Source organism: Phocaeicola sp. GP0067 (genome assembly GCF_031119655.1).
Lineage (GTDB): Bacteria > Bacteroidota > Bacteroidia > Bacteroidales > Bacteroidaceae > Phocaeicola > Phocaeicola vulgatus.
This window is the reverse complement of the sequence record NZ_JAVHZY010000015.1, coordinates 85,642-111,388: the sequence shown is the minus strand read 5'-3', so window position 1 is coordinate 111,388 and position 25,747 is coordinate 85,642. Positions and strand designations below refer to the sequence as shown.

The following is a 25,747-nucleotide window of genomic DNA, read 5'->3' as shown; positions in this document are numbered from 1 at the left end:
GCACGCGCGTATAAGGACGGAAAAAAGGAAGGGGCCCATACGAAAACAGCAGACGGAAAACAAGAAAAGACGGAAAAGAAGCAAGCCCGAAGGACAATCGGACACCGCAAGCCAGGGCAGGGCAAGGAATGGACAGGAAAACAGCTACGAAAAACGCAGTACGATATACACAACACACAAGTGAGTTTTCAAAAACTATTGCCACTGCTGAAAAACTCCAGGAAAGAAAAAGCAGAGAAGAATGTCCTTATTCAAGTACGCGCCAACCAGAGTCTGAATGTAAAATTCATAAAGAAGACTACATATTTTGCACCTCCCCCTCTACCGCACATATACACTTGATAATTATTATTTGAAAAAAGTTCTATAATAATTTGGTTTATATTATAAACTATATTACATTTGTAAAGTATTTAAGCAAAATAAACTTTTGTCATTCAACCTATAAAACATCATAACAATGAAAACAAACACAATATTTTACAAGAAGCGTGCCACTATCCTGGCATGCGCCACACTAGCTATTCCGAGATTTGCTACTGAAAGTATAGCACAGACCACTAACTTTATATCACCATAAGTAAGAAATAAAGCCTATGAAAACAAACCAAAACAACGAAAAGACAGTTCCAACCCAGGAACAAATCGAAGCAGCATGCCGGCAAAGTGCCCGTCATTTTTGGAATTGGCTCACTTGGTCATTAGTCTATTATGTGGTAATAAACCTGTTTCTTATAGCTATAAACTGGTTTACCAGTCCACACTACTGGTGGGTACTATGGGTGATAGCAGGCTGGGGAATCAGCTTGCTGATGACAGCCATAGAAAAAAGCATCAAATATTAATCAATCACAAACTAAAAAGAAAAAACAGTATGGAAGAAAGAAAATTGAATGAGAAAGAGAGTTTGGAACTCATCGCTCAAATGATTCAGAATACAAAAAACAGGCTAGAAACCAATTGTGGCATGCCATTCCTCTTTTGGGGATATACCACCCTCTTTGTCAGCCTGCTGGTCTGGTTTCTGGTAGTAACTACCGGGAATTATTATTGGCAATACCTATGGTTCTTACTCCCTATCATCGCAGGAACAGGAACTTACCTCTCTACACGTAATCAGCAGCCGGGTATCAAGACTCATTTGGACAAAGTAATCAATTATATTTGGTTGGTATTCGGCATAACCGGCTTTCTGATATCCATGCTCGCCATGTTTTTCTGGCAACTTCCCATCCTGTTCATAATCCTTCTGCTGATGGGCATGGGGACTACACTAACAGGACTGGTGGTAGGTTATAAAACTGTCACTATTTGCGGCACACTGGGAGCGTTAAGCTCCATCGGATGCCTTTTTTATCCAGGTCCAAACCAGATATTAATCTTCGCTCCTGTCTTTATTTTCATGATGGTTATTCCGGGACATGTATTGAATCATGCTGCCCGTAAACAAAAAAAATCGTAACTTTGCGCCTATGTTCAAAGAATTGAATCCATTACTACATTCCGAACTGAGACTTGCCGTGATGTCCATACTGGTTTCAGTGGAAGAGGCCGAGTTCAGCTATCTGAAACAACAGACAGGAGCGACGGCAGGTAATCTGAGTGTGCAAATAGACAAGCTGAACAAGGCTGGCTATGTAGAAGTCATCAAGACTTTCAAGGGGAAAATGCCTTGTACCATTTGTAAGATTACACTAAAAGGGCTTGAAGCCTTTGAAGAATATGTAGACGCATTAAAAAGCTATATAAACATAAATACATAACAGATCATATCATTATTTGTCACATCCACAAACCTGTTTGAATAAATACTGTTTAACATCTTGATTGACAAGTATTCTGGAACTTACCATCCCAAGATGATTATATGGGATAACTTTCTATTATCCCATATAATTTTTTAGAATAAACACCATAATAAAAGGTTTTGTAAATTTGTACCCGGAAGAGAGAACATCCTCTCCCACAAAAGTGTTTATATTATACAAACTTTAAATAATAGAATTATGGAATTTGTAACGAATGAAAAGCTGACAATCGTAGGCGCTGCCGGAATGATTGGATCGAACATGGCTCAAACTGCTATCATGATGGGTCTTACTCCCAATATTTGTTTGTATGACCCATACGCTCCCGGCCTGGAAGGTGTGGCAGAAGAACTATACCATTGCGGTTTCGAAGGCATGAACATCACATTCACTTCCGATATCAAGGAAGCTTTGACCGATGCTAAATATATTGTAAACTCAGGTGGTGCGGCACGTAAAGCCGGCATGACCCGTGAAGACTTGCTGAAAGGAAACGCAGCCATCGCTGAAGAATTCGGAAAAAATGTAAAGGCCTACTGTCCGGACGTAAAACATATCGTGGTTATTTTCAATCCGGCTGATATCACCGGTCTGATCACCTTATTATATTCAGGTTTGAAACCATCACAAGTTACAACCCTTGCCGCTCTTGACTCTACACGCTTGCGCAGCGAATTGTCCAAGCATTTCGGCATCGCTATGGATAACGTAGAAAACTGCCGCACATATGGCGGTCATGGTGAGCAGATGGCTGTTTATGCTTCTACCGCTAAAGTAAACGGAAAAGCATTACTTGATATCATCGGCACTGATGCTTTGACAAAAGAACAATGGACCGAAATACAACAAAAAGTAACTAAAGGCGGTGCAAACATCATCAACCTGCGCGGCCGCTCTTCTTTCCAAAGCCCGTCCTATGTTTCTATCGAAATGATTGCCGCCGCTATGGGAGGAAAACCATTCCGCTGGCCTGCAGGAACTTACGTATCCAATGGTAAGTTCGACCATATCATGATGGCCTGGGAAACTTCCATCACCAAGGATGGCTGCCACTTAAAAGAAGTGAAAGGCACGCCCGAAGAAGAAGCCGCATTAGAAAAAAGTTATGCACATCTTTGTGCTTTGCGTGATGAAGTGATTGCTATGGGAGTACTTCCTCCAGTTTCCGAATGGAACAAACTGAATCCTTATATTAAATAATTCTGATTACAATATTCCGTTAAAAACATCGCCGGGTTCACCCTTGGCGATGTTTTTTTTGTATCTTCGCACTCGCAATGATAGACCAACCCACCATAGACCGGATACTGGATGCCGCACAAATTGTAGATGTGGTATCCGAGTTTGTCACTCTGCGGAAACGCGGTGTGAATTTTGTCGGACTTTGTCCATTCCATGATGACAAAACCCCTTCATTCTATGTATCACCGGCCAAAGGATTATGCAAATGCTTCGCCTGTGGCAAAGGTGGAAATGCTGTCCATTTCGTTATGGAACACGAGCAGATGACCTATCCCGAAGCACTACGCTGGCTGGCAAAGAAATACAATATAGAAATAAAGGAACGCGAATTGACCGATGAGGAGAAACAAGTACAAAATATACGGGAAAGTCTCTTTGTTGTCAATGAGTTTGCCCGCGATTATTTTCAAAATATCCTCTACAATCACGCTGACGGAAAAGCCATTGCCATGTCTTATTTCCGCCAACGGGGCATCCGTGACGATATTGTCAAGAAATTCCAATTGGGATACAGCACTACCGCTCCTGACGCATTGGCACAAGAAGCCATGCGAAAAGGATATAAAAAAGAATTTTTGCTCAAGACCGGACTATGCTACGAAAAAGAAGATGGCAGTTTACGCGACCGTTTTTGGGGACGTGTGATATTTCCATGGTTTAACATCAGCGGAAAAGTGCTTGGCTTCGGCGGACGTGTACTGGACAGCCGTACCAAGGGAGTAAACCAAAAATACGTCAATTCGCCCGAATCCGAAATTTTCAGTAAACGAAAAGAACTATATGGCATTTATCAGGCTAAAGCTGCCATTGTAAAAGCCGACTGTGTTTACATGGTAGAAGGATACACCGATGTAATTGCCATGCACCAGTGCGGGCTGGAGAATGTGGTGGCCAACTCGGGTACAGCATTGAGCGAACAACAAATCCGGTTGCTACACCGCTTCACCTCCAATATCACCTTATTATATGATGGTGACGAAGCCGGTATAAAAGCAAGTATCCGAGGCATCGATATGTTACTTGCAGAAGGCATGAATATCAAAGTGCTGCTTCTGCCTGACGGAGATGATCCCGATAGTTTTTCCAGAAAACACAATGCCACGGAATTCAGAAAATACATTGATGATCACGAAGAGAACTTTATCCGTTTCAAGACCAACCTTTTACTAAAAGACGCACAAAGGGACCCCATCAAACGGGCCGGATTGATATCGGACATGGCACGAAGTATCGGACTGATTCCGGATAAAGTAATTCGATATACCTGCTTGACAGAATGTGCTACCCTCTTGAACGTAAACGAGCAAATTATTTTAGACGAGATCAAAAAGCATCTGCTTCAACGGGATGATAACTATCTGGAACAAATCAAGAAAGAAAAAGACGCATCCGCCACTACCGGCTCTCTGCCTCCAGCGGATACTCCTTTTCCTGCCGGCAGCATACCTCCTGCCGATATGCCCCCCCTAGGCGTGGATGATAATGTTCCCCCTCCGTTTCCTCCTGCAGAAGCAGAAGCGGGATATCAATCGTATATTCCCCAAGAAGGACGGGAAAAGTACGTTTTTTATGTAAAAGAGCAGTTACTGCTTCAAACTTTGATACGCCACGGAGAGAAAGTCATGTGCTATGTAGAAACGGAAGAAAATACGGAAACTCCTCTTACTGTGATAGAATATATTTCTATGGATTTGAAACAGGATGAATTACAGTTCCATAATCCGTTGCACCGGAAAATACTGGCAGAAGCAGAAGCTCATCTGCATGACCCCAACTTCACGGCAGAGCGTTATTTTCTGGCTCATCCCGATCCTACAATCAGCAAACTGGCGGCAGATATGATAAATGATCGTTACCAACTGAGTAAAAGCAATTCACAAGCGATGGTTAAAGATGAAGAACGCTTACACGAATTGGTACCGCACCAACTTATCGACTTCAAACTTGCCATATTAGAAGAGGATATGAAATATACGCTGCAAGCATTGAACAAACCTGAAGTAGTAGCCAATGCCGATAAATGCCTTGAAGTTATGGCCCACTTTAAAGAATTAAGTGAATTACAAAAAATTATGGCCAAGCGTGCCGGCGACCGGGTAGTACTAAAATAAAGGCATAACTCCTTATCGGTTATGCCGTATCAAATTCATAAATTCCTCACGTGTTTTAGCCTGGTTAAACGCACCAGTGAAATCAGAAGTAGTAGTAATGGCATTTTGTTTCTCCACCCCGCGCATCTGCATGCACATGTGCTTGGCTTCGACCACTACCATCACTCCCAGCGGATTCAAGGTTTCCTGAATACATTCTTTTATTTGCAGTGTCATACGTTCCTGTACCTGCAACCGATGAGAAAACACATCCACTACCCGGGCAATCTTACTCAAACCGGTGATATAACCATTGGGAATATAAGCAACATGTGCCTTTCCATAAAACGGAAGCATATGGTGTTCGCACAAAGAGAAGAAATCAATATCTTTCACGATAACCATCTGACTATACTCTTCTTTGAATTTAGCTCCCAACAAAATGGCATGCGGATCTTGTTCATAACCGCGTGTCAATGTCAGCATAGCTTTGGCTACGCGCTCAGGAGTTTTCAGCAATCCTTCTCTTTCTACATCTTCACCCAATAGGGATAAAATACTCTGATAATGGCCTTTCAACTGTTCAATTTTCTCTGCTGACCATTCGGGATGCAATAGTTCTTCCATGTTATTAGTCCAGGGGAATATTAATTTGTTCACGAACAATAGATACTTCTTTAAAAACACCGGTAGCCTTCAGACGGCGCATGGCGGCATCCGCTTCCTCAATACTGCGGAAATCACCTACACGACACAGCCAACGAGGAGGCTGGAAATAGGCATAGACAGGCATATCGGGAAACTCCTCTTTCACCTTGGCAGCCACATTATTAGCTTCATTACGAGCCACCCGCGAATTGTTTCCTGCATAGACCTGAACCCGATACCCTCTGGCTTTCAACATTTTCTGCTCACCTCCCGTAACATTCCCTGTATAGATACTACCAATCAAGCCTGTTATTTTAGGATCTTGACGGATGGTTACAGTACCTTCTCCGGCACGGTTACGCTGCAAGCTTTCTACTATGTTCTGCTGTGCCAAAGCGGAAAGTCCGAGACTCAAAAAGAGTAGGATAAAAATGTATCTCATGTCGTTTTATGAATTTAAGTAAATCATCACAGATTACTCAGATTTCCACAGACGATTTTATGATTCTTTATCTGTGTAAGCTTGAGTAATCTGTGATGAAATTAATTATTTGAATGCATCGATAATGCCTTTGAAGTCAACAACTTTCAAAGCAGCACCACCAATCAAGCCACCGTCTACGTCAGGGTTAGCAAACAATTCTTTAGCATTAGAAGGCTTGCAGCTTCCACCATAAAGGATTGAAGTATTATCAGCAACTTCTTTACCATACTTGTCGGCAATCAAAGAACGGATAAACGCGTGGATTTCCTGAGCCTGTTCAGCAGTAGCAGTCTTACCTGTACCAATAGCCCAAACCGGTTCGTAAGCCAAGATAATCTTACTAAAATCTTCGGCAGACAAAGAGAATACCGATGCCAACTGAGCAGCAACTACTTCATTTTGTTTGTTAGCTTCACGCTCTTCCAATACCTCACCGATGCAGAAGATAGGCTTCAAGTTATTAGCCAAAGCCAATTTAACTTTTTCTTCCAGGATTTCCACAGTTTCGTGATAGTAAGCACGACGTTCCGAGTGACCCAGAATTACATATTCAGCACCTGTAGAAGCTACCATTTCAGCAGAAACCTCACCGGTATATGCACCTGATACTTTATCTGCACAGTTTTCTGCACCTACACCAATTACAGCCTTGTCAACAATAGGAGTAACAGAAGCCAAGTGAATAAACGGAGTACAGATTACCACATCACAATTAGGTTTGTCAGCAGCCAAAGCTTCATTCAATTCTTTTGCCAGAGCAATACCTTCCTGAAGGTTCTTGTTCATTTTCCAGTTTCCTGCAACAATGTTTTTTCTCATTTTGTTTGTTTTATTAAAGGGTTAATGAAATTATTTTGTTCGATTCTCTTTCAATTTCTTTTTCCTATGAAAATGCTCCCAAATGACATCCACCATGCTGAAAAACAACAACGGAAAGACAAACCATGCCAATACCAGCACCACTTTATGACTGAAAGTCTTTTCATTGATTTGTGCCAAAGGCAGTTTTTCCAGCCTGTCGGTCAGCACATATTCATCGGGCAGACTATTTACACTCCACTTGTTTATAACCACTCCGTTCTTCAGCAACATCAGTCCGGGATTAGAGCGTATCATGGTTTTCAGTGTAATGTCATCCATCAGGCAGAAAGGATACTCGGCTCCCGTACGCTCCTGCCAGTCTTCAATATCACTATCGGGTGATGAGGTAAGACAATAGAATTGATATCCATGCTCCACACTATAATCATACAGTTCATTTATCAGGTCAATGGTACTATCATCCGCCTGGCTCAGCTGATGCGCCACCAACAGAAAGGTATAATTATCATCATCCAGTACTTCATCGGTTATATCTTCCCCGTCTTCTTGACGAATAATGGAAAAGTCATGAATAGGCGGTTCGTATCCTTGTTCCTTCACCATCGTTTTGGAATCCACAAAAGTCCATGTGCTATCAGGATAATTTTCTAATGTAAACTCTTTCTCCACTCCATCTTTTTGAAGAATAAAACGGGTCTCATAAACAGTAGGCTTCTCTCCTTCCGGAATTTCCATCCCTTTACGTATATCTGCCCCGATATGATAAGGGCGGAAATCAAAGACAGGCAACTCACGGTAACAATACAAAGTCATCCCCGAAATATAGAGAAACGTATACATAGCCACCAACCAATCGAAACGCTTGGTCACCAAAGGAGTTATACGGTTTCCCCATTTAAAAACGGACACCGCCGCTATCAACAAAAGTACATTCTTCCCAAAAGTTTCCCAATTAGTCAAAGTCACAGCATCACCGAAACATCCACAATCCGATATCGGATTGGAAAGAGCCAACCATAAGGTGAGCGGAGTCATCACCCCCATGATAAGCACAACAAACAAGGTGGTCATTCTCCTGCGGATACCAAACAAAAGATATACTCCTAAACAAAACTCGACCATTGCCTGCAATACAGACGCCAGAAACGGAAGAAAGGCAGGCACCGAAGCAGCCCAACCGAAAACCTCCAAATAATCCTGAATTTTATATTGAGTACCCAGCGGATCTACCGCTTTGACAAAACCGGAAAATATAAATACTGCCGCCAGCAAAAAACGGCAGGCGTTTGTCCAGATTCCAATGATACTATGTAACTGTTTACTCTCCAAATTCCAACTTGATCAATCCGAATACAGAATAATTAATCATATCCATATAGTTGGCATCAATGCCCTCTGATACCAATGTAGCTCCATCGTGACCTTCAATCTGCTTGGTACGATAGATTTTCATCAAAATCAAATCAGTATACGAACTGACACGCATGCTGCGCCACGCTTCGTCATAATCATGATTTTTGGCCAACATCAGTTCCAAAGCCTGTTTGGCATACCGGTCATACAATTCCAAAGCACGCTCTTCAGTCATGTCATCCGTTTCAGCATATCCCAGTTCCAATTGGACCAAGCCGATTATTCCATAATTTACAATAGCGATAAACTCCGAACGGATACCTTCATCCACCATCGCCACCCCTTTGGTTTCAATGCTACGAATACGGTTTGCCTTGATAAATATCTGATCGGTAACAGATGAAGGGCGCATGATACGCCATGCTGCACCGTAATCGTGCAGTTTTTTCGCAAACAAATCACGGCAAATAGCTATCACATGTTCAAATTGTTGTTTCGTATCTTTCATCACACTCTATGATTAGGCGGCAAAGTTACGCATTTTTCTGCTTAAGCGTAAACAAAAAGGCGGAAAAGAATACTCTTTCCCGCCCTATTTTATATTTCTTAATTAACTAAAGCTTAAGAACATCTTAACACTTGTCCCGGACGAAGAATAGTTCTGCGGGTAATGTGGTTCAACTTGCATAAAGCATCAATAGATGTACCTGTTTTCTGTGCAATGCGGCTCAATGTATCCCCACTTCTTACCTTATGGTAACGGATAGTACCATCTGATGAAGCAAGCAAATTCACATTCTTACTATTAGTCCTGTTACGCTGGTATCTGTTATTACCTTTTCTGAACAAATAAGAATCGGCTACAATATCCTGTTTCTCAAAATCAAATAACAATGCCGGATTAATGGCCTGTCCCAAGAAACGCGTTTCAAAATGAAGATGTGACCCGGTGGAACGTCCGGTGTTTCCACCCAATCCGATAGGTTCTCCTGCTTCTACGTACTGGTTCTCATCCACAATCTGCTTTGACAAGTGACCATATACTGTTTCCAATCCATTCTCGTGACGAATCACCACATATTTTCCATATCCGCGGCGTTCATACTTCACCATACGTACCTTTCCACTGAAAGCTGCACGGATCGTATCACCTATATATACTTTTATATCCAATCCATTGTGCATACGACGACGACGGGGACCAAATTTAGAAGTTATTTTTGTGTGTTCTGTCGGCATACGGAAACCGGTCATATCAATACGGAATGTATCAGGAATAGTAACAGTATTACCATAAGCGTGTACACGCTCGTTACTCCAATTAGGGTAGAGACTATATGCAGGATAAGCTGACTTTTCCGCCTTTATCTGACGAATCAATGCAACAGAATCTACTGCTTTCAATTTTCGGTCAATAGGTGCCTGGCGTGCCAACAGATCCTGTCCTGACACATTCAGGCTAACCAGGGCGAAGGCTGCCGCTGCGACTACTTTAACACATTTCAAAATCATCCGTTTTTTTAGGTTTTTCTTTTTAATATTCGTCATTAGCATAAAGGGAACCGAACACGGCTTGCTTATACTCGAATATCTCTTCTGGTTTAAAAAATCGTTTAAGTTCCACTTCAGCGGTTTCCGGCGAATCGGAAGCATGAACTATATTCTCTTGAAAGCTCATGCTGTAATCTCCACGGATAGTACCGGGAGCCGCCAGACGTCCGTTAGTAGGACCGGTTAATGTTCTCACTACTTGGACAGCGTCCACACCTTCAAAGCAGCATACAATAACAGGACAAACCATCATTGCATCTTTCACTCGCTGAAAGAACGGCTTTGAACTCAAATGAGCGTAATGTTCGCTAAGCACTTCATCCGTCAACTGAACCATTTTCATTCCGGCTAAACGCAGGCCTTTTCTTTCAAATCTATTAATAATCTCACCCACCAAGCCCCTCTGCAGAGTGCAAGGTTTCAAAATAACCAGCGTTTTTTCCATCATAATATTGGGTTCATTTAAGGTTTATACTGTGCTTTTTCCAAAAATTCTTCCAAAGATAAAGATTTTCCTTGAGAAAGAAGGAACTTCTTTAACTCTTTTTGTATGTAAGTTATATACAATGCTTCGATAAAATGTTCAGAAACCTCTATAAATAAAGGGGAAACGCCACAAACATGTTATGCAACATATATCCTTGCTTTTAACAATGCAGTAACATAAACTAAGAGATAGCCGCCCAATTTATATTTGTTTTACGCAATGCTTGCAATTGCTGCCAAAGAATAGCATTTTCCGGACGAATTCCTGCGGGGTCTTCATCTACAATACGATTTGCCACATCACGGACATATTGCAATAATTGACCGTCACGGGCAATATCGGCTATCTTCAAGTCAAAAGCGACACCACTCTGCTGGGTTCCCTCCAAGTCACCGGGACCGCGCAACTTCAAATCGGCTTCCGCTATCTCGAAACCATCATTGGTCTGTACCATTATTTCAAGCCGCTTGCGAGTTTCTTCGGTCAGTTTGTAAGTGGTGACCAAAATACAATAAGACTGATCAGCTCCACGTCCCACACGCCCACGCAACTGATGCAATTGTGAAAGTCCGAAACGTTCGGCGTTTTCAATGACCATCACCGAGGCATTCGGGACATTCACCCCGACCTCAATCACTGTAGTGGCCACCATAATCTGGGTTTCACCACTAACGAAACGCTGCATCTCAGCATCCTTCTCCGCCGGTTTCATCTTACCATGCACCTTGCTGACCTGGCAATCGGGAAATTCCGCACAAATCAGTTCATACCCCTCTTCCAGATTCTTGATATCCATTTTTTCACTCTCCTTTATCAAAGGATAAACAATATAGATTTGCCGCCCTTCTTCTATCTGTTTGCGAATGGAAGCATAAAGACTGGCACGGCGATTGTCAAACTGATGGATAGTCTGGATGGGTTTACGGCCCGGCGGCAATTCGTCAATAACTGATACATCAAGATCACCATACAGTGTCATAGCCAAGGTACGGGGAATAGGGGTAGCCGTCATGACCAGCACATGAGGCGGACAAACATTCTTGCTCCATAACTTGGCACGCTGAGCCACTCCGAAACGATGTTGCTCGTCTATAATCACCATTCCTAAAGAAGAAAAGCCCACAGTATCTTCCAAAACGGCATGCGTGCCTATAAGAATCTGAACATCCCCCGTCAGCAAATCCTTCAATATCTTCTCACGCTTCTTTCCTTTGACAGATCCCATTAAAAGTTCCACGCGCACATCCATGCCAAACAGGAATTTCCGAATGGTTTCATAATGTTGGGCGGCAAGAATCTCTGTAGGAGCCATCATACATGCCTGATAGCCATTATCCAGTGCGATAAGCATGGACATCAAGGCCACCAATGTTTTCCCACTTCCCACGTCACCTTGCAGCAAACGGTTCATCTGCCGTCCGCTTCCCATATCTTTTCTTATCTCCTTTATCACCCGTTTTTGCGCTCCGGTCAGTTCAAAAGGAAGATTCTGTGAATAAAAAGTATTAAAGATCTCACCCACCCGTTCAAAACGCAGGCCCCGATATTTACGCTGCCTGTCTTTACTGTAACGTAGAATATTGAGCTGCACATAGAACAGCTCTTCAAACTTCAAACGATATTGGGCCTTCCGCAGCAATTCGGGATTCTTGGGGAAATGAATATTACGGATGGCCTCATCCAAAGACATTAAATGATGCTCCTCCACTAACCGAGGGGGCAATGTTTCAGCAAGAGGTTCCTGTAGCAGGGCAAGCGCATTCTTCATCAACTTCTCCAGCCCATGAGAGTTCAAGAAACCGCGCTTCATCCTTTCCGTTGTGTTATAATAAGGCTGCAACCCCATCGTAGATAAGGTAAGTTCGCCTGAAGGATCCATATCGGGATGAGCCACATTGATACGGCCATTGAATACGGTCGGTTTACCAAAGACAATATACTCTGTCCTGGTCTTATAATGCTCTAGCAGATATTTAATTCCTTGAAACCAAACTAAATCAATGATGCCCGTACCATCAGAAAAATGACCGACAAGTCTGCGCTGTCTTCCCTCACCCAAAGTCTCAAAACTGAGGATTTCGCCTTTCAACTGGATATAAGGCATATTTCCGTCTATTTCATGGATATAATAAAGGCGGCTGCGGTCTACATATTTATATGGAAAATAGTACAACAAATCATGCAAGGAAAAAAGATTCAATTCCTTGTTCAAGACGGTTGCACGCTGCGGGCCTACTCCTTGCAAATATTTTATGTCACGCGTAGTGATATCGAACATTTCAAATTAAGACTTCCGCTATTTTCAAATCAAAAGGGGTGGTTAATTTAATATTTTCTCTATTTCCCTGCACCAGACAGACCTCCCTGCCCATCGCCTCCACTACAGAAGCATCATCAGTAAAGGCATCCGTATATTCCTGTTGATATGCCTCTTTCAACAGCTGCACTTCAAAGACCTGAGGAGTCTGAACCAGTTTATAGTCATTACGCGGAACCGTTTCACTTCCCGGCTTCGTAAGATGACGCACGGTTTCCACCACATCAATTACAGGAATAACCGCTTGCTTAGTCTGCGCTGCCTCATAACATCCGGCTATCACTTCCCGGGAAACAAAAGGACGCACGCCATCATGAACACCTACCAAGCCTTCTCCCTTCACGTATGCCAACCCATTCTTTACAGAATGGAAACGAGTTTCGCCCCCATCGGCAATATCATGACGCAAAGCAAAATGATACGTTTCACAAAGATCTTTCCAGTAAGCCTGCTGGCTCACCGGAAGAACTAATATAATATGTATAGAAGAATCAAAAGCGTAAAAAGCCTCTATGGTACGCATCAACACAGGTTTGCCCCCTACAGGCAAAAACTGTTTGGGAATATCCCCTCCCATACGCAACCCTTTGCCTCCTGCAACTATAATGACATGCCTGTTCATTCTGCAATCATCATCCCTTGCTTCAATTCTGTCACCTTTTCCGCACCGACATATTTCTCGGCAATGGCAAATGAGAATGCCATAGCGGCACCGGGGCCTTTACCGGTAATAAAATTACCGTCTTTCTCTACCAAAGCGGCCGTATACTCAGCACCTTCCAGATACTTTTCGAATCCCGGATAGCAAGTTACTTTCTTACCTTTCAACAAACCACGCTTTCCATATACCAACGGAGCGGCACAGATGGCAGACAACGGACGTCCGGCTTCAGCAAATGTCATAATCAACTTGCCCAAACCTTCGTGAGCATCCAGATTTGTCGCTCCGGGCAGACCACCAGGCAATACAATCATCTCCGCATCCCCTTCTTTTACTTCTTCAAACACCATATCGGCTACTACCGGAACACCATGCGCACCGTTTACGGTCAGCACACCTGTTACGGAAACAGTCTTCACAGGCAAACCTGCACGTCTCAACACATCTACCGGGGTCAGCGCCTCCACTTCCTCGAAGCCTTCTGCCAAAAATACATAAATTGTTTTCATAAGCTACTTCAGTTTAAAGTAATATGTAATAGTACCTGTCTGGTTATTCACTCCGTCCACTTGGTTAAAGCGTGCTTTACGGGCGGCCTCTTCCGCCGCCTTCCGCAACGAAGCGTTTACTGTATTGGTACGTTTGTTGATACTGGTACTTATCACCTGTCCTGCGGGATTTACGGTAATAGTCACTACCACCCGTCCCTCATCCTGCACATTATAGACAGGCATCGGCAAACCGCCACTACCCAAAGAACGTCCGTTGAGGTCAAATGTTCCGTAACCGCCCACTCCGCCGGACTTCCCTTCCGAAGAGTTTCCCGTCGGACTGCCCTCCAGACCGGAGCCTGTGGTACCGGTTCCTTTATTTCCCATTTGAGTTCCCTTGCCAAAAGCACCGGCTATCTTCTTCGCCGCCGCTTCCGCTGCCGCCCTTTCGGCAGCCGCTTTCTTCTCAGCCGCCGCTTTTTCTGCTTCAGCGCGTTTCTCGGCCTCAGTCTTCTCTTTCGGCTTCACCGCCTCCTTTTTCGGTACGTCCTTTTTAGGAGTTTCCTTCTTGGGTTTTTCTTTTTTAGGGGTTTCTTTTTTAGGTTCCTTTTTAGGGACTGCCACCGTTTCCTCTTCTGTCTGCGTGATGATTTCCTCTTTCGCTTCAACGGGAGGAACCGTTTCCGGTTCAGATACATCGGGAGCCGGAGCCTCAGGCTCATTCATTATATCTATATCCGTCAGCGTATAAGGGTCGGCATTCCCTTGAGAAAGCTCTGTATTTCCCAGCATAACAGGAACACCCCCCTCTTCCTGAACCTGCGGACGGCGGATAGCAATCACCAGCAGCAGGATAAGGAGAAGTATATGCAGTACAGCCGTACCAATCAGTCCTGTTATCTTATTTTTCTTCATGCTTACAGCTTAACGTTTCTTCTCAGGCGGACGTGTAGCCAACACCATCTTGAAGTGATTTTCATTAGCAATATTCAGTACCCTTACTATTTCGCGGTAAGGCACAGCCTCATCCGCATAAAGAGCCACATACATATCGGGTTCCTTCTCGGCACACCTTTGCAGGAATGCGGGCAGTTCTTCCAAGTCTATCGGCATTTCATCCTCATTGCCGAAAGCAGTATAGAAGTTCAGGTTCTTGTCAATGATTACCCTCGTAAGCGGCTTTGCCGAAGTCTGCTGCCTGCCTTGCGGAAGCAATACCTTGATGGCATTGGGCGACACCATGGTAGAGGTAATCATGAAGAATATCAGCAACAGGAATATGATGTCTGTCATAGACGCCATACTGAAGTTAGGTGATATTTTATGTCTTCTTTTCAGTGCCATACGCTATTACTTTTGAACGGGTTCGTTCAGTAAATCCATGAAGTCCATGGTACGCGCTTCCATTTGACTTACCACCTTGTCCACACGGGTTACCAGATAATTATAGGCAAACATAGCCGCAATACCCACAACCAGACCACCCACAGTAGTAATCATCGCTTCATAAATACCTCCTGAAAGCAACGTGATATCAATGTTGTTCCCGGCATTGGACATTTCCCAAAAAGCCTGCACCATACCGGTTACAGTACCAAGGAAACCAATCATCGGAGCACCGCCGGCAATAGTCGCCACAACAGGCAGTCCGTTCTCCAGTTTTGCCACTTCTATATTGCCGGAATTTTCGATAGCAGCCTGCACATCGGCAACAGGACGTCCCATACGGGTAATACCTTTCTCAATCATACGGGCAGAAGGAGTATTGGTGATGCGGCAATAGTTTATAGCCGACTTTATCTCACCCGTGCGGATATAATCACGAATACGTTCCATAAACAAAGGATCATCCTTCCCCGCCTTGCGGATAACCGCCATGCGTTCAAAGAAAATATAAAAACAGACGACAGACAACAATGCCAGCACAAGCATGATCCATCCACCTTTCATCGCCATATCCCAAAGATTCATCCGAGCCTCCTCTGAAACGGGAGTCAATACGGGATTACCCCCGGCAAGGGTATCCGCCAAAGCCGCCTGTGCAGCCAGTAAAGTGATATTCATCATGAACGAAGACAATTTTTATATTCTTCAATAGTTTGTTTTAATCCCATATAAAGCGCATCGCTTATCAATGCATGACCGATAGACACCTCGTCCAGCCAAGGAATATGCGTATGCATATATTTCAGATTCACCAGACTAAGGTCATGACCTGCATTCAGCCCCATTCCCAGGCTACGTGTCACCTTCGCCGCTTCTATAAAAGGAGCAATGGCCGCTTCGGGATTCCGAGGGTACATCGTAGCGTATGGTTCCGTATAAAGTTCCACCCGGTCGGCTCCCGCTTTGGCGGCATATTCTATCATCTCCTTGTCCGTACCGACAAAGATAGAGGTGCGGATACCTGCCTGGCCGAACGTATCCATCAGTTCGGTAAGGAAAGAAAGATTGGTCTTGGTATCCCATCCGGCATTAGACGTAATCTGATCGGGCGCATCGGGCACCAACGTTACTTGATGAGGTTTCACTTTCAGCACCAGATCAACGAACTCCGGTGAGGGATACCCTTCAATGTTAAACTCTGTGGTAAGCAGCGGACGAAGTTCGTACACATCGCTGCGGCGGATATGCCGTTCATCGGGACGGGGATGTACAGTGATACCTTCCGCACCAAACGCCTCACAGTCCAAGGCTACTTTCACCACGTCCGGATTGTTGCCTCCCCGGGCATTACGCAAGGTGGCTACCTTGTTTATATTTACACTTAACTTTGTCATCTTGGCAATATATTATTATCTTTGCAGTTCTGATGTGCAAAGTTAGCAGGTTTTATTAAAACCTGGTCCATTTTGACAAACAAAAGATTTATAAAATTAACTAATGAATATACGCCCAATGAAATTCGCCCTTTTCGGAAACACTTATCAAGCCAAGAAATCGGCTCATGTGGAACGTTTGCTATCCATTCTATCACAACATAACGCTGAAGTTCACATCTGCCGGGAGTTCTACGAGTTTCTGACGGACGACCTCAAGATAAGCATCCGTCACGCCGGTGTTTTCGATGGAAATAATTTTGAAGCCGACATGATACTAAGTATCGGAGGCGACGGCACTTTCCTGAAAGCCGCCAGCCGTGTGGGTTCACGCAACATTCCCATACTAGGTATCAACACCGGACGATTAGGTTTTCTGGCTGATGTTTCTCCTGAAGAGATGGAAGACACATTCAATGACATCTACAATGGAAACTACCGGATAGAAGACCGCAGCGTATTGCAAGTATCCTGCAAAGAACAGGAACTGAAAGGTTACCCTTTCGGTCTGAATGAGATAGCGGTACTGAAGCGTGACAGTTCTTCCATGATTTCCATCCACACAGCCATCAATGGAGCCTATCTCACCACCTACCAGGCGGACGGGCTGGTCATCGCCACTCCTACCGGTTCTACAGCCTATTCGCTGAGCATCGGGGGACCTGTCATCGTGCCACACAGCAACACCATCGCCATCACTCCGGTAGCACCGCATAGCCTGAATGTACGCCCCATTGTCATCAACGACGACTGGGAAATCACATTGGATATAGAGAGCCGCAGCCACAATTTCCTGATTGCCATCGACGGACGTAGCGAAACTTGCCGTGAAGGAAGCCGGCTCACTATCCGCAAAGCCGACTATAAAATAAATGTAGTAAAACGAAACAGCCATATCTTTTTCAACACACTCCGCAATAAAATGATGTGGGGAGCCGATGGTAGAGGATGACATTACAATCCATCCTCAAAATAGTTTAAATAGTGGTTATCAAGGTTATACAAAACCTTTTTATATCTAACAAATTTCTTTTTTCAAATACTATGATTATATTTGTGCCACAAATAAAAAAATCAGACCATACGATAGATCGGTAAAACGCACAAAAACATTACACGGCATATGAAAGGCACAATACAAAAATGGAAACTCGTGATACTTCTGGATGCATTACTGTTCTTAAGTAACATGACCTTTGCTAAAGACACAATCAATCAATATACAGAGGGAAACCCTATAGACACAACAGCGGTTTCCATTTCAGACAAAACCAACATCCCCGACCGGCTTTATGTAGATTCCCTGTCATTGAAACGTCATTTTATCCACCGCATCGGCATTGAGGCACGTCCCGGATATATTTTCCCCACCAGTTCCTTTTTCAGAGGAGAAAATCTGAATTGGAAACCCATAGAGAATTCCCTGTCGCTTCACTTGAAGTACTCATTCCAGTTTCATCCGAACACCTATAACGACCGTATTTACAGAGGGGCCTACCAAGGTATTGGCGTGGGCTACTACAATATGTATGAGAAGCCGCAATTGGGCAACCCGCTTACTGTCTATTTATTTCAAGGAGCGCGTATCGCCCGTTTCAACCAACGATTGTCATTAAACTATGAATGGAATTTCGGCGCTTCATTTGGCTGGAAACCATATCACAGCGATTTGAATCCATATAATAAAGTGATAGGTTCGAAAGTAAACGCCTATCTGAATACAAACTTCTATTTCAACTGGATGCTTTCTCCCAAATTTGATTTCACAACAGGTGTGGCAGTAACGCATTTCTCTAACGGTAATACCAAATTCCCGAATGCGGGACTCAATTCCATCGGACTAAAGGTAGGATTGGTTTACAATATCAATAGAAAAGAAGAATGTTTTGCAAAGCCCTTGTATCAATCACCCGTACCTAAATTTCCCCGTCATATCAGTTATGACCTGGTATTGTTCGGTTCATGGCGCAGAAAAGGAGTAACGATTGGAGAGGGGCAAATGGTTGCTTCTCCTGAAACTTATCCGGTACTGGGATTTAATTTCGCGCCAATGTATAATTTCGGGTATAAATTCCGTGCGGGTATTTCATTAGACGGGGTTTATGACGGCAGTGCGAATGTGTATAGCCCGGACGGATACGGCGATGAGCTCCTCAAGCCGTCTGCCGGCAAACAACTGGCACTGGGAGTTTCGGGACGTGCCGAGTACGTGATGCCTTACTTCACAGTAGGAATAGGATTGGGTACAAATGTGATTCATGCAGGCGGAGATTTAAAATCTTTCTACCAGATATTGGCACTGAAGATAGAAGTTACGCGCAACTCATTCCTTCATATCGGATATAATTTACAGGATTTCCATGATCCCAACTATCTGATGCTGGGATTCGGATTCAGGTTCAATAATAAGTATCCCACTTTTCACAGACGGTAAATGCTACGTCTAATTTGCACAGACACATTCTACAAAATATACTAAAATTATCGGAATATATATCGCAAACAAGCTACATGTTTGTGGAATGATACAATCATATTTGTTTACCATTAAAACCGAATCTGTTTATCCCAAAGCTAGACCTTTTTGGGGGAACTTCGGCATTTTTACCGGACAGCTATAAAATCAAACAAGATATTCCTATACCAAGAATCTGCAAATCCTGCTACAAGATTCCGAAAAACTTGCTACAAGAATTGCGACATCTTGCGACAAGTTTTCAACGTCTTTCCACCTTCTTTTTGATATGCGTATCCATCTTTTGAAGAGAAATACCCCTCTCTTGAAGAATGCCCCCAAAAATCCTTCAGAAGTTTCAGCCTCTCCGCAAACGTCCTGTTCATCGGCATTCCGGCTGACAGATTGATGCACCGAGATCCTTCAACCGCGTAGTTCTTTCTTTCAGCCGTAGTCAATAAATGTATAAAGGTAAATCCGAATACCGATAGAAAACCAACCAATACGACATCGCTTACCCTGTCACGCTGAAAGATCTTTTTCGGCTGAAGGATTTTATCGTGTATATCCTTCAGCCGAAAAGCCGATGAACAGGACGTTTGCGGAGAGGCTGAAACTTCTGAAAGAAAAACAAGGTATTTTGCCATGTTATGCAATACGAGTAGAAAAGCATCAAAAACATCCTGTTGTTTTTGAAAAAGCTCCTGTTCTTTTAAAAAAACGTCCTTGTCTTTGATATGGAATTTCCGGTGTAATCGTACAGTTATAACATTAATACAAAATCCCATCAAAAACACCGGTCCGATTCTCATAAGCAATAAGTAAAAACAGTATTCAATATGGAGACAAAAATCATATTTTTCCCTCACTTATGCCTGTAACGCCTCTGTTCCTAAAAACACATCAGACATAGCGCATCAGTCATCCCCCAACGGGACAGCCGAGAAACTCTTATATTCCCTGGTCTGCCCCATCACAACCACAGGATTCTCAAAGGTTTCATATATGCTCAATACTGAAGAACTGATCCTGTCAATCTGCCAGTAGCAGTAATCCAGAAGAAGATATCTGTTATTGGGAGTGATAAAATCATATCGGAAATAATGTACATGCTCTTCCACTTCCTCACCATCACACGTCGTCCGTGATTTACAGGAAGCCTTACCATTCAGCCCGAACTCATAATGTTCACAGACTTCCGCATCCCTGCCATCCTCAGTACGTATCTGAAATGTTCTCTCCCATGCATAACCGGTCAGATTGGTAACAATGGTATTGCTATCCTCCCCGTAATGTTCATCAATACAACCTGCAAGAAACAGTACACATATAACTGTCGAGCCCAATAATCCAATTAATGTTTTTTTCATAGTCCGTCACTTTTTTATTTTATTGTCATCTGTAATGGAGTACAATCCTTATATTGGTCCCATCACCTGCACCTTGCTCCTTCCGCTTCCGGTCTTCACCACCTGCACCTGCGCAGGGATACGTTCCATCATCTCCGCCACATGGGAAATCACCCCTATCTTACGCCCTTGCATCTGCAACCGCTCCAAAGCATCCATCGCAATGCGCAGAGTGTCCATATCCAGCGATCCGAAACCTTCGTCAATAAACAACGATTCCACATTCATCCGATTGGAGGACAAGGAAGACAAGCCCAATGCCAAGGCAAGAGATACCAAGAAAGATTCCCCGCCCGAAAGGGAATGGACACTACGCACCTCACCCATCATATCAAGATCCACAATCTGCAAGGCCAGCGTGTCAGGAATGCGTTGCAGTTCGTAACGGGGGGCAAGGTCTTGCAAATGCCTGTTGGCATAAAGCAAAAGGACATCAAGCGTATAACCTTGGGCTATTTCCTTAAACTTGGCGCCAGTCTGGGAACCGAACAGTTCGTTCAGTTTCGCCCAATTCTCGTAGATAGAGTTTTTTTCCTCCAACTCTTTCTCGATGCCGGCTATGCGTTCCTTACCTTTTATATGGTTCTGTATCGTCACCTCTATTTGGGCCAAACGTCCGGTTTCCATTTCTTTGGCAGCAGTGCAGGCAGTCAATGTTTCAATCAGCGACTCCTTGTTTTCCGTGGTATCCGGTTTCAGAGGAGCTTGCTGATGCTCCTCCCTTTTCTGCCTTCGCTCCGCAAGGACCGCCTGAAGAGTGGTTTCCTTCTCTTTCAGTGTGCCCAACGCTTGTTTCTCAGCCAGTATCCAGCTTTTGTCTTTGGAAAGCAATTGTTCCAACTCGGCATACGTTTCCTTTTGAAGCGTGAGCCACTCGTTTATTTTCAATTCGTCTTGTTGCAAGACAGCAGTCAGACGGACTAATTCCTTTTCCATCTGTGCGGTCTGCCCTTTGTAAGATTCCGCCTGCACAGTTAAAGAATGATGCAAGTTCATGGCTTTTTCCAGTTGTTGTTCCAGTTCCTTTTGCCGTCTTGCATGGGTTGCAACCACTGTTTCGGTGGATTCACCATTCAGCAGGGAAGACCGCAGACGAGCACGTTCGTTCAATTCTGCCTGCTGTCTTTCTTCTTTTTGTTTCTTTTCTTCGTACAAACCAATGGCATTGGCTTCTTCTTTTTTCAAACTATCTCTTTGGGCTGATTTTGAGGTAAGAGCCTCTTTTATTTCGGTCTGCTCTTGCAAACGGGCATTCCATTGCCTGCCGAATTGCTGGACATAATGTTTCAATGTGCCCTGCTCCAACAAATCTTTCCAATTGGGAATAATGGATACGTATGTTTCTACTTTTTTCAGCGTATCATCAACTTGCGCCACATAATTTTCAATCAATGCGGAAAGACGGGCCATCTCCAGTTGGCGGGCATTCAGCGTGTTTTTCAGTTGTTCCGTTTCTTTAGCAACCTGTTCTTTCGCACGGTTCAGTTCCTCTTCCTGCAAGGATTGGACATTGGTCTGTTCCCTCATCGGATGATGGAAACTCCCGCAGACCGGGCATGGCTTTCCTTCCTCCAACTGCTCACGAAGCAACAGCACCTCTGCCGGCAACAGTCGGTTCAGACGCTCGGCTTCCTGTTGTACCGATTTCAACCGCTGTTCCTCCGCTTCACTCGCTTTCTTTACTTTATCCAGCAGTTGACGGTTCGATACGCTTTGCGCCCTTGCCATTTCCAGATTGGTAAGCAAGCTGGTAATCAGTTCAACGGCAGGAATCAATTGGGAATAAGCAGTATATTGTTCAAACCAGGTTTGCAAGGCGGTTTGCTTCTCCATCAACAAACTTATATCCTTCTCTGTCTTACAAACGGATTGATGCAGATTATCTTTAGCCTGCAATGCCAAAGCCGCTTCTTTCTGACTTTCCGCTAATTGCTTTCTATTTTCCACCAACTGCACATCCAATGCTCTGGCTTTATCCAATTGCGGTTCTTGCTGCGACAAATAGGCCTTAAATTCCGCCAGCTCCTTCTGAGCATCTGCCCACTGCACGTTCGCGGAAGTCTGTAAAGCCGCATTCTGCCGGATGGCAACCTCTATTTCGCCTAACCGGGAACGACCGGCATCTATCTGCTTCCGGACGTTACGCTGTTCCATATACACATCGCGGATATCCTGAGCCTGCTCTATACGGGCCAACAGTTCATAACGCGGACGGGCGACTTCTATTTCTTTTCTGATGCCGGAAAGTGATTCTTCCGCCTGTATGCATCCTGTATTCAAGCGTCCTTCTTCTTCCAGCCATTTCAACTTGCCGGACAACGCCTCCTCTTTCTTCTTCGAAACGGACAAGCGGACTTGTAATTCTTCCTTTTCAGCCGAAAGTTGCTGTAATTGCTCATCTGTCAGCAACTCAATGCCTTTGATACGTTCCTGCAATAATTTATATTCACTTTCCGCCCGCTTGGTGCGTTCATAAATAGAAGCAGAGATACGCGAGTAAATTTCCGTTCCGGTCAGTTTTTCCAAGATTTCGGCTTTATCAGGCTGACGAGCCTTCAGGAAGGTAGCAAAATCTCCTTGAGCCAGCAACACAGAGCGGTTGAACTGTTCGAAAGAGAGTCCGATCAGTTCACTGATGCGGGATAATAATTCGGTCTTCGTCCCTTGCTGTTCCACTCCGGAAGTAAGGTTGGTCAACGTCATTTCCACTTTTTGCAAGGAACCGCTAACCTTCCCACGCGAACGTCGCACCGTCCAGCGTGAACGGAACACCTCTCCTGTCAAAGCGACGAAATCCACTTCCGAATACCCCTCGGCAGTACCCCGGCGAAGGATGGAACGGCTATCGTTCTGTGCAATTCCTCTGTCGGCAACATCCATGACAGAGACGTTATTCTCTTTCGCCTTGTTCATACGTGGCGTACAGTCAAACAAAGCCAGACACAAAGCATCCAGCAAGGTTGATTTTCCGGCTCCGGTACTGCCCGTAATGGCGAATATACCTGCCGAACACAAAGGTTCGACGGTAAAGTCTATCATAAATTCACCTTCCAATGAAGCCAGATTCTTTCCTCTTATCGCTACTATTTTCATACTCCTGCCTCCTTGATTACACTTTCCAGCAATTGTTTCATGGTATCGGGCATCTCCGTCCCTCCATATTTCCGTTTAAAGACATCCAGTGCCATATCCAGCGGACGGATGGTTTGCAACTCCTCGTAGGAAGTGGCGACAATGCCGCTTGCCTTTTTTTGTGGAAGCATAGCGGCGATGCGTGCCAGGCGGACTGCTTTTCCTTTCAACGCTTCCTCTATCTTATACTTATAAGAAGGTTCCGGCTCGGTCATCAAAATCTTTATTTCCAGATAGGGCGACCGCAACGTGACATCCCCATCGGGCAAATCGCCGATGGCTTGCAGCACTTCTTCCAGCGGACGGGCCTGACGAGGAATACTCATCACGCCGGCTAGCGGTTCAAATGCCAATCTCTCTATGCCGGTACCCTCAGCACTTATCGTTATCATGACCACTCCCGAAGCATTGTTCCTCTCAGCAAAAGACATGGGCATAGGAGTTCCGGAATAACGCACATTCTCCCGATGGGACACACGCTGGGAGCGATGCAGATGCCCCAATGCAGTATAGGCGATAGCCTCATCAAAAGCATCGGGGGATACACATTCCAAGCCTCCGATAACGGTACGTTCCGAACGGTCGTCCTCCGAGATTTCCGAGCCGGTGGCTTGCAGATGTCCCATGGCGATAACGGGAAGTCCTTTCTCCTTCACTTCATTGAAAAGCTGCTCATAAAGCAGTTGGACTCCTTTTGAGTAATTTTCAGCCGAAGGATAATCCCCCTGACGCAGATAGGGGACGGCAAGGCAATAGGCGGTCACTTCCCCTTCTGTGTAAAGGGGGACAATCAGGTGTTGCAAGTCTATATCACCTTCCGCATTGCGGCGCACGACACCGCGAACGGTGACATTCATATCCTCCAACAGGGGATTGGGAGCCTCCAAACGGGCTGCCGAGTCATGATTTCCGGCAATGATGATAATTTGCAAAGAAGGGTTTTCGGACGTAACTTCTCTTAGAAAACGATAATACATTCGTTGTGATTCCGCCGAAGGGTTCGGGCTGTCGAATACATCACCTGCTATCAACAATACATCTATTTCATGCTGTCTTATCTGCTGTTTCAGCCATTCTAGAAAATGGAGATGCTCTTCCCGCCGGTCGTATTCATAAAAAGTCTGGCCCAGATGCCAGTCTGCTGTATGGAGAATTTTCATTAGCTGTTCGGTTTGTTTCCTGCAAAAATAGGAAAACTAAATGAAAAAAGGTATTTCTTTTAGGTACAACCTCTAAATGAAAACTATTTTTCATGCAGAAAACAAGCAGACATGCCACCTTTTCGCTATCTTTGCCATACGAGATAAATAATAAGAAGAAAGGAGAACGTCATGAGTACAATCACATTGGAATCAATACAAAACGAACTGATTCGGGAAATCTTGGACATCAAGAATGTAAAGGTGTTGGAGTCTGTAAGGAAGACTCTTGTTCATGCTAAAAAGGAAATGGAATCTGTTTCTACCATGGTGGCAGAGGATGAAGAACCCTACATGACCAAAAGTGAAATAATGGACGGGCTGTCCGAGGCTTGCAAAGACATCAAACTGATGCGTGAAGGAAAGCTGAAAGGCCGTCCCATAGAAGAATTGCTCAATGAACTATAAAATCAAAGTATATCGCCACTTCGAAAAAGAAGTTAAGAAACTTTCCAAGCGATATAAATCATTGAAGCAAGACTTGACAATTTTAGCCGCAGAACTCATGCAGAACCCTGACATGGGTACTGATTTAGGCAATGGCCTACACAAAGTACGCATGAGTATAGCATCAAAAGGAAAAGGGAAAAGAGGTGGAGCAAGAGTGATCACTCTCATCGCCACTCTATCCAAAGAAGAAAAAGAGATTGGCTTACATTTCATTTATGATAAATCAGAGCGTGAGAATATCACTGATAAAGAGTTACAAGCGGTCTTGAAAGACAACGGAATTATCTGAAAAGACGAACCGGTCATGCCAACTGAGGCATGGCCGGTTT

The 25,747-nt window shown here is 44.2% G+C and carries 28 protein-coding genes; 10 read left to right on the top strand and 18 right to left on the bottom strand.

Going from position 1 to position 25,747, the window contains the following annotated elements; translation table 11 throughout:
• The 6 genes from RE317_RS12890 to dnaG all read left to right on the top strand — a co-directional run.
• Positions 1–342 (top strand): hypothetical protein (locus RE317_RS12890; protein ID WP_303266249.1); only part of this gene is annotated, 342 nt, incomplete at its 5' end.
• Between the two features lie 254 nt (positions 343–596).
• A complete protein-coding gene (locus RE317_RS12885) occupies positions 597–845 on the top strand; it encodes a 2TM domain-containing protein (protein ID WP_005840821.1) in 249 nt (82 codons plus the stop codon).
• Positions 846–874: 29 nt separating this feature from the next.
• Complete coding sequence (locus RE317_RS12880) at positions 875–1,462, top strand: hypothetical protein (RefSeq protein WP_008781471.1); 588 nt, start codon at positions 875–877, stop codon at positions 1,460–1,462.
• 10 nt (positions 1,463–1,472) lie between these two features.
• Positions 1,473–1,763 carry a transcriptional regulator gene (locus RE317_RS12875; protein WP_005840816.1) on the top strand — a complete coding sequence of 97 codons (291 nt, stop codon included), beginning with the start codon at positions 1,473–1,475 and terminating at the stop codon, positions 1,761–1,763.
• A 243-nt stretch (positions 1,764–2,006) separates the two neighbouring features.
• The gene (locus RE317_RS12870; protein ID WP_005840814.1) at positions 2,007–3,008 is read left to right on the top strand and encodes a malate dehydrogenase; all 1,002 of its coding nucleotides are present in this window, start codon (positions 2,007–2,009) and stop codon (positions 3,006–3,008) included.
• Between the two features lie 77 nt (positions 3,009–3,085).
• Positions 3,086–5,161: a DNA primase gene (dnaG, locus tag RE317_RS12865; protein WP_005840811.1), complete on the top strand. Its 2,076-nt coding sequence runs from the start codon at positions 3,086–3,088 to the stop codon at positions 5,159–5,161.
• A gap of 12 nt (positions 5,162–5,173) precedes the next feature.
• Here dnaG and folE read toward each other — a convergent pair whose 3' ends face one another.
• The 14 genes from folE to RE317_RS12795 form a co-directional block, all read right to left on the bottom strand.
• Positions 5,174–5,767 carry a GTP cyclohydrolase I FolE gene (gene folE / locus RE317_RS12860; protein ID WP_005840808.1) on the bottom strand — a complete coding sequence of 198 codons (594 nt, stop codon included), beginning with the start codon at positions 5,765–5,767 and terminating at the stop codon, positions 5,174–5,176.
• 4 nt (positions 5,768–5,771) lie between these two features.
• Complete coding sequence (locus RE317_RS12855; RefSeq protein WP_005840806.1) at positions 5,772–6,230, bottom strand: SPOR domain-containing protein; 459 nt, start codon at positions 6,228–6,230, stop codon at positions 5,772–5,774.
• A 105-nt stretch (positions 6,231–6,335) separates the two neighbouring features.
• The gene (gene tpiA / locus RE317_RS12850; RefSeq protein ID WP_005840803.1) at positions 6,336–7,091 is read right to left on the bottom strand and encodes a triose-phosphate isomerase; all 756 of its coding nucleotides are present in this window, start codon (positions 7,089–7,091) and stop codon (positions 6,336–6,338) included.
• A gap of 30 nt (positions 7,092–7,121) precedes the next feature.
• Complete coding sequence (locus RE317_RS12845) at positions 7,122–8,423, bottom strand: BT_3928 family protein (RefSeq protein ID WP_008667399.1); 1,302 nt, start codon at positions 8,421–8,423, stop codon at positions 7,122–7,124.
• Positions 8,413–8,955, bottom strand: a complete 543-nt coding sequence (locus RE317_RS12840; protein WP_005840798.1) for a DUF1599 domain-containing protein — start codon at positions 8,953–8,955, stop codon at positions 8,413–8,415. Before RE317_RS12840 ends, RE317_RS12845 begins: the two co-directional genes overlap by 11 nt.
• 113 nt (positions 8,956–9,068) lie before the next feature.
• The gene (locus RE317_RS12835) at positions 9,069–9,959 is read right to left on the bottom strand and encodes a M23 family metallopeptidase (RefSeq protein ID WP_005840796.1); all 891 of its coding nucleotides are present in this window, start codon (positions 9,957–9,959) and stop codon (positions 9,069–9,071) included.
• A gap of 22 nt (positions 9,960–9,981) precedes the next feature.
• Positions 9,982–10,446, bottom strand: coding sequence for a nucleoside-diphosphate kinase (gene ndk, locus RE317_RS12830; RefSeq protein ID WP_005840793.1), 465 nt, complete (start codon positions 10,444–10,446; stop codon positions 9,982–9,984).
• 220 nt (positions 10,447–10,666) lie between these two features.
• The gene (gene recG / locus RE317_RS12825; RefSeq protein ID WP_117849133.1) at positions 10,667–12,763 is read right to left on the bottom strand and encodes an ATP-dependent DNA helicase RecG; all 2,097 of its coding nucleotides are present in this window, start codon (positions 12,761–12,763) and stop codon (positions 10,667–10,669) included.
• A 1-nt stretch (position 12,764) separates the two neighbouring features.
• On the bottom strand, positions 12,765–13,424 hold the full coding sequence (locus tag RE317_RS12820; protein WP_005850931.1) for a 2-C-methyl-D-erythritol 4-phosphate cytidylyltransferase: 660 nt from the start codon (positions 13,422–13,424) through the stop codon (positions 12,765–12,767).
• Positions 13,421–13,972, bottom strand: a complete 552-nt coding sequence (locus RE317_RS12815; protein ID WP_005840787.1) for a DJ-1 family glyoxalase III — start codon at positions 13,970–13,972, stop codon at positions 13,421–13,423. The genes RE317_RS12820 and RE317_RS12815 overlap by 4 nt, the downstream gene beginning before the upstream one ends.
• 3 nt (positions 13,973–13,975) lie before the next feature.
• Positions 13,976–14,869 carry a TonB family protein gene (locus tag RE317_RS12810; protein ID WP_005850928.1) on the bottom strand — a complete coding sequence of 298 codons (894 nt, stop codon included), beginning with the start codon at positions 14,867–14,869 and terminating at the stop codon, positions 13,976–13,978.
• Between the two features lie 9 nt (positions 14,870–14,878).
• Positions 14,879–15,298: a biopolymer transporter ExbD gene (locus RE317_RS12805; RefSeq protein ID WP_008781468.1), complete on the bottom strand. Its 420-nt coding sequence runs from the start codon at positions 15,296–15,298 to the stop codon at positions 14,879–14,881.
• A gap of 6 nt (positions 15,299–15,304) precedes the next feature.
• Positions 15,305–16,021 (bottom strand): MotA/TolQ/ExbB proton channel family protein, encoded by a 717-nt coding sequence (locus RE317_RS12800; RefSeq protein WP_005840779.1) that lies wholly within the window; start codon positions 16,019–16,021, stop codon positions 15,305–15,307.
• Positions 16,018–16,734 (bottom strand): pyridoxine 5'-phosphate synthase, encoded by a 717-nt coding sequence (locus RE317_RS12795; RefSeq protein WP_005840777.1) that lies wholly within the window; start codon positions 16,732–16,734, stop codon positions 16,018–16,020. Before RE317_RS12795 ends, RE317_RS12800 begins: the two co-directional genes overlap by 4 nt.
• Positions 16,735–16,852: 118 nt before the next feature.
• Between RE317_RS12795 and RE317_RS12790 the strand changes: the two genes are divergently transcribed.
• Positions 16,853–17,725 (top strand): NAD kinase, encoded by an 873-nt coding sequence (locus RE317_RS12790; protein ID WP_005840775.1) that lies wholly within the window; start codon positions 16,853–16,855, stop codon positions 17,723–17,725.
• 171 nt (positions 17,726–17,896) lie between these two features.
• Complete coding sequence (locus RE317_RS12785; protein ID WP_005850920.1) at positions 17,897–19,207, top strand: acyloxyacyl hydrolase; 1,311 nt, start codon at positions 17,897–17,899, stop codon at positions 19,205–19,207.
• A gap of 251 nt (positions 19,208–19,458) precedes the next feature.
• Here the strand turns inward: RE317_RS12785 and RE317_RS12780 are convergent, their stop codons facing one another.
• From RE317_RS12780 to RE317_RS12765, 4 genes are all read right to left on the bottom strand, one after another.
• Positions 19,459–19,875, bottom strand: coding sequence for a hypothetical protein (locus RE317_RS12780; RefSeq protein WP_224205191.1), 417 nt, complete (start codon positions 19,873–19,875; stop codon positions 19,459–19,461).
• Positions 19,876–20,145: 270 nt separating this feature from the next.
• The gene (locus tag RE317_RS12775; protein WP_005850918.1) at positions 20,146–20,598 is read right to left on the bottom strand and encodes a hypothetical protein; all 453 of its coding nucleotides are present in this window, start codon (positions 20,596–20,598) and stop codon (positions 20,146–20,148) included.
• A 48-nt stretch (positions 20,599–20,646) separates the two neighbouring features.
• Positions 20,647–23,730 (bottom strand): AAA family ATPase, encoded by a 3,084-nt coding sequence (locus RE317_RS12770; RefSeq protein WP_303266248.1) that lies wholly within the window; start codon positions 23,728–23,730, stop codon positions 20,647–20,649.
• Positions 23,727–24,929 carry an exonuclease SbcCD subunit D C-terminal domain-containing protein gene (locus tag RE317_RS12765; protein WP_005840765.1) on the bottom strand — a complete coding sequence of 401 codons (1,203 nt, stop codon included), beginning with the start codon at positions 24,927–24,929 and terminating at the stop codon, positions 23,727–23,729. The genes RE317_RS12770 and RE317_RS12765 overlap by 4 nt, the downstream gene beginning before the upstream one ends.
• Positions 24,930–25,100: 171 nt before the next feature.
• Here RE317_RS12765 and RE317_RS12760 point away from each other — a divergent pair, with 171 nt between their 5' ends.
• Together RE317_RS12760 and RE317_RS12755 are read left to right on the top strand one after the other, a co-directional pair.
• Positions 25,101–25,376, top strand: a complete 276-nt coding sequence (locus RE317_RS12760; protein ID WP_005850911.1) for a hypothetical protein — start codon at positions 25,101–25,103, stop codon at positions 25,374–25,376.
• Entirely contained in the window at positions 25,366–25,707 is a 342-nt protein-coding gene (locus RE317_RS12755) for a type II toxin-antitoxin system RelE/ParE family toxin (protein ID WP_005840761.1), read from the top strand. Before RE317_RS12760 ends, RE317_RS12755 begins: the two co-directional genes overlap by 11 nt.
• Positions 25,708–25,747: the final 40 nt, after the last annotated feature.

What these genes read in the sequence shown, in the direction of transcription:
- RE317_RS12855 (WP_005840806.1), bottom strand. Translation starts at nt 6,230, where the DNA reads ATGAGATACATTTTTATCCTACTCTTTTTGAGTCTCGGACTTTCCGCT.
- RE317_RS12840 (WP_005840798.1), bottom strand. Translation starts at nt 8,955, where the DNA reads ATGAAAGATACGAAACAACAATTTGAACATGTGATAGCTATTTGCCGT.
- RE317_RS12835 (WP_005840796.1), bottom strand. Translation starts at nt 9,959, where the DNA reads ATGATTTTGAAATGTGTTAAAGTAGTCGCAGCGGCAGCCTTCGCCCTG.
- RE317_RS12790 (WP_005840775.1), top strand. Translation starts at nt 16,853, where the DNA reads ATGAAATTCGCCCTTTTCGGAAACACTTATCAAGCCAAGAAATCGGCT.
- RE317_RS12780 (WP_224205191.1), bottom strand. Translation starts at nt 19,875, where the DNA reads ATGGCAAAATACCTTGTTTTTCTTTCAGAAGTTTCAGCCTCTCCGCAA.
- RE317_RS12820 (WP_005850931.1), bottom strand. Translation starts at nt 13,424, where the DNA reads ATGAACAGGCATGTCATTATAGTTGCAGGAGGCAAAGGGTTGCGTATG.
- RE317_RS12770 (WP_303266248.1), bottom strand. Translation starts at nt 23,730, where the DNA reads ATGAAAATAGTAGCGATAAGAGGAAAGAATCTGGCTTCATTGGAAGGT.
- RE317_RS12775 (WP_005850918.1), bottom strand. Translation starts at nt 20,598, where the DNA reads ATGAAAAAAACATTAATTGGATTATTGGGCTCGACAGTTATATGTGTA.
- RE317_RS12765 (WP_005840765.1), bottom strand. Translation starts at nt 24,929, where the DNA reads ATGAAAATTCTCCATACAGCAGACTGGCATCTGGGCCAGACTTTTTAT.
- RE317_RS12810 (WP_005850928.1), bottom strand. Translation starts at nt 14,869, where the DNA reads ATGAAGAAAAATAAGATAACAGGACTGATTGGTACGGCTGTACTGCAT.
- RE317_RS12755 (WP_005840761.1), top strand. Translation starts at nt 25,366, where the DNA reads ATGAACTATAAAATCAAAGTATATCGCCACTTCGAAAAAGAAGTTAAG.
- RE317_RS12800 (WP_005840779.1), bottom strand. Translation starts at nt 16,021, where the DNA reads ATGATGAATATCACTTTACTGGCTGCACAGGCGGCTTTGGCGGATACC.
- RE317_RS12875 (WP_005840816.1), top strand. Translation starts at nt 1,473, where the DNA reads ATGTTCAAAGAATTGAATCCATTACTACATTCCGAACTGAGACTTGCC.
- RE317_RS12885 (WP_005840821.1), top strand. Translation starts at nt 597, where the DNA reads ATGAAAACAAACCAAAACAACGAAAAGACAGTTCCAACCCAGGAACAA.
- RE317_RS12795 (WP_005840777.1), bottom strand. Translation starts at nt 16,734, where the DNA reads ATGACAAAGTTAAGTGTAAATATAAACAAGGTAGCCACCTTGCGTAAT.
- RE317_RS12880 (WP_008781471.1), top strand. Translation starts at nt 875, where the DNA reads ATGGAAGAAAGAAAATTGAATGAGAAAGAGAGTTTGGAACTCATCGCT.
- folE (WP_005840808.1), bottom strand. Translation starts at nt 5,767, where the DNA reads ATGGAAGAACTATTGCATCCCGAATGGTCAGCAGAGAAAATTGAACAG.
- dnaG (WP_005840811.1), top strand. Translation starts at nt 3,086, where the DNA reads ATGATAGACCAACCCACCATAGACCGGATACTGGATGCCGCACAAATT.
- ndk (WP_005840793.1), bottom strand. Translation starts at nt 10,446, where the DNA reads ATGATGGAAAAAACGCTGGTTATTTTGAAACCTTGCACTCTGCAGAGG.
- tpiA (WP_005840803.1), bottom strand. Translation starts at nt 7,091, where the DNA reads ATGAGAAAAAACATTGTTGCAGGAAACTGGAAAATGAACAAGAACCTT.
- RE317_RS12815 (WP_005840787.1), bottom strand. Translation starts at nt 13,972, where the DNA reads ATGAAAACAATTTATGTATTTTTGGCAGAAGGCTTCGAGGAAGTGGAG.
- RE317_RS12870 (WP_005840814.1), top strand. Translation starts at nt 2,007, where the DNA reads ATGGAATTTGTAACGAATGAAAAGCTGACAATCGTAGGCGCTGCCGGA.
- RE317_RS12785 (WP_005850920.1), top strand. Translation starts at nt 17,897, where the DNA reads ATGAAAGGCACAATACAAAAATGGAAACTCGTGATACTTCTGGATGCA.
- recG (WP_117849133.1), bottom strand. Translation starts at nt 12,763, where the DNA reads ATGTTCGATATCACTACGCGTGACATAAAATATTTGCAAGGAGTAGGC.
- RE317_RS12805 (WP_008781468.1), bottom strand. Translation starts at nt 15,298, where the DNA reads ATGGCACTGAAAAGAAGACATAAAATATCACCTAACTTCAGTATGGCG.
- RE317_RS12760 (WP_005850911.1), top strand. Translation starts at nt 25,101, where the DNA reads ATGAGTACAATCACATTGGAATCAATACAAAACGAACTGATTCGGGAA.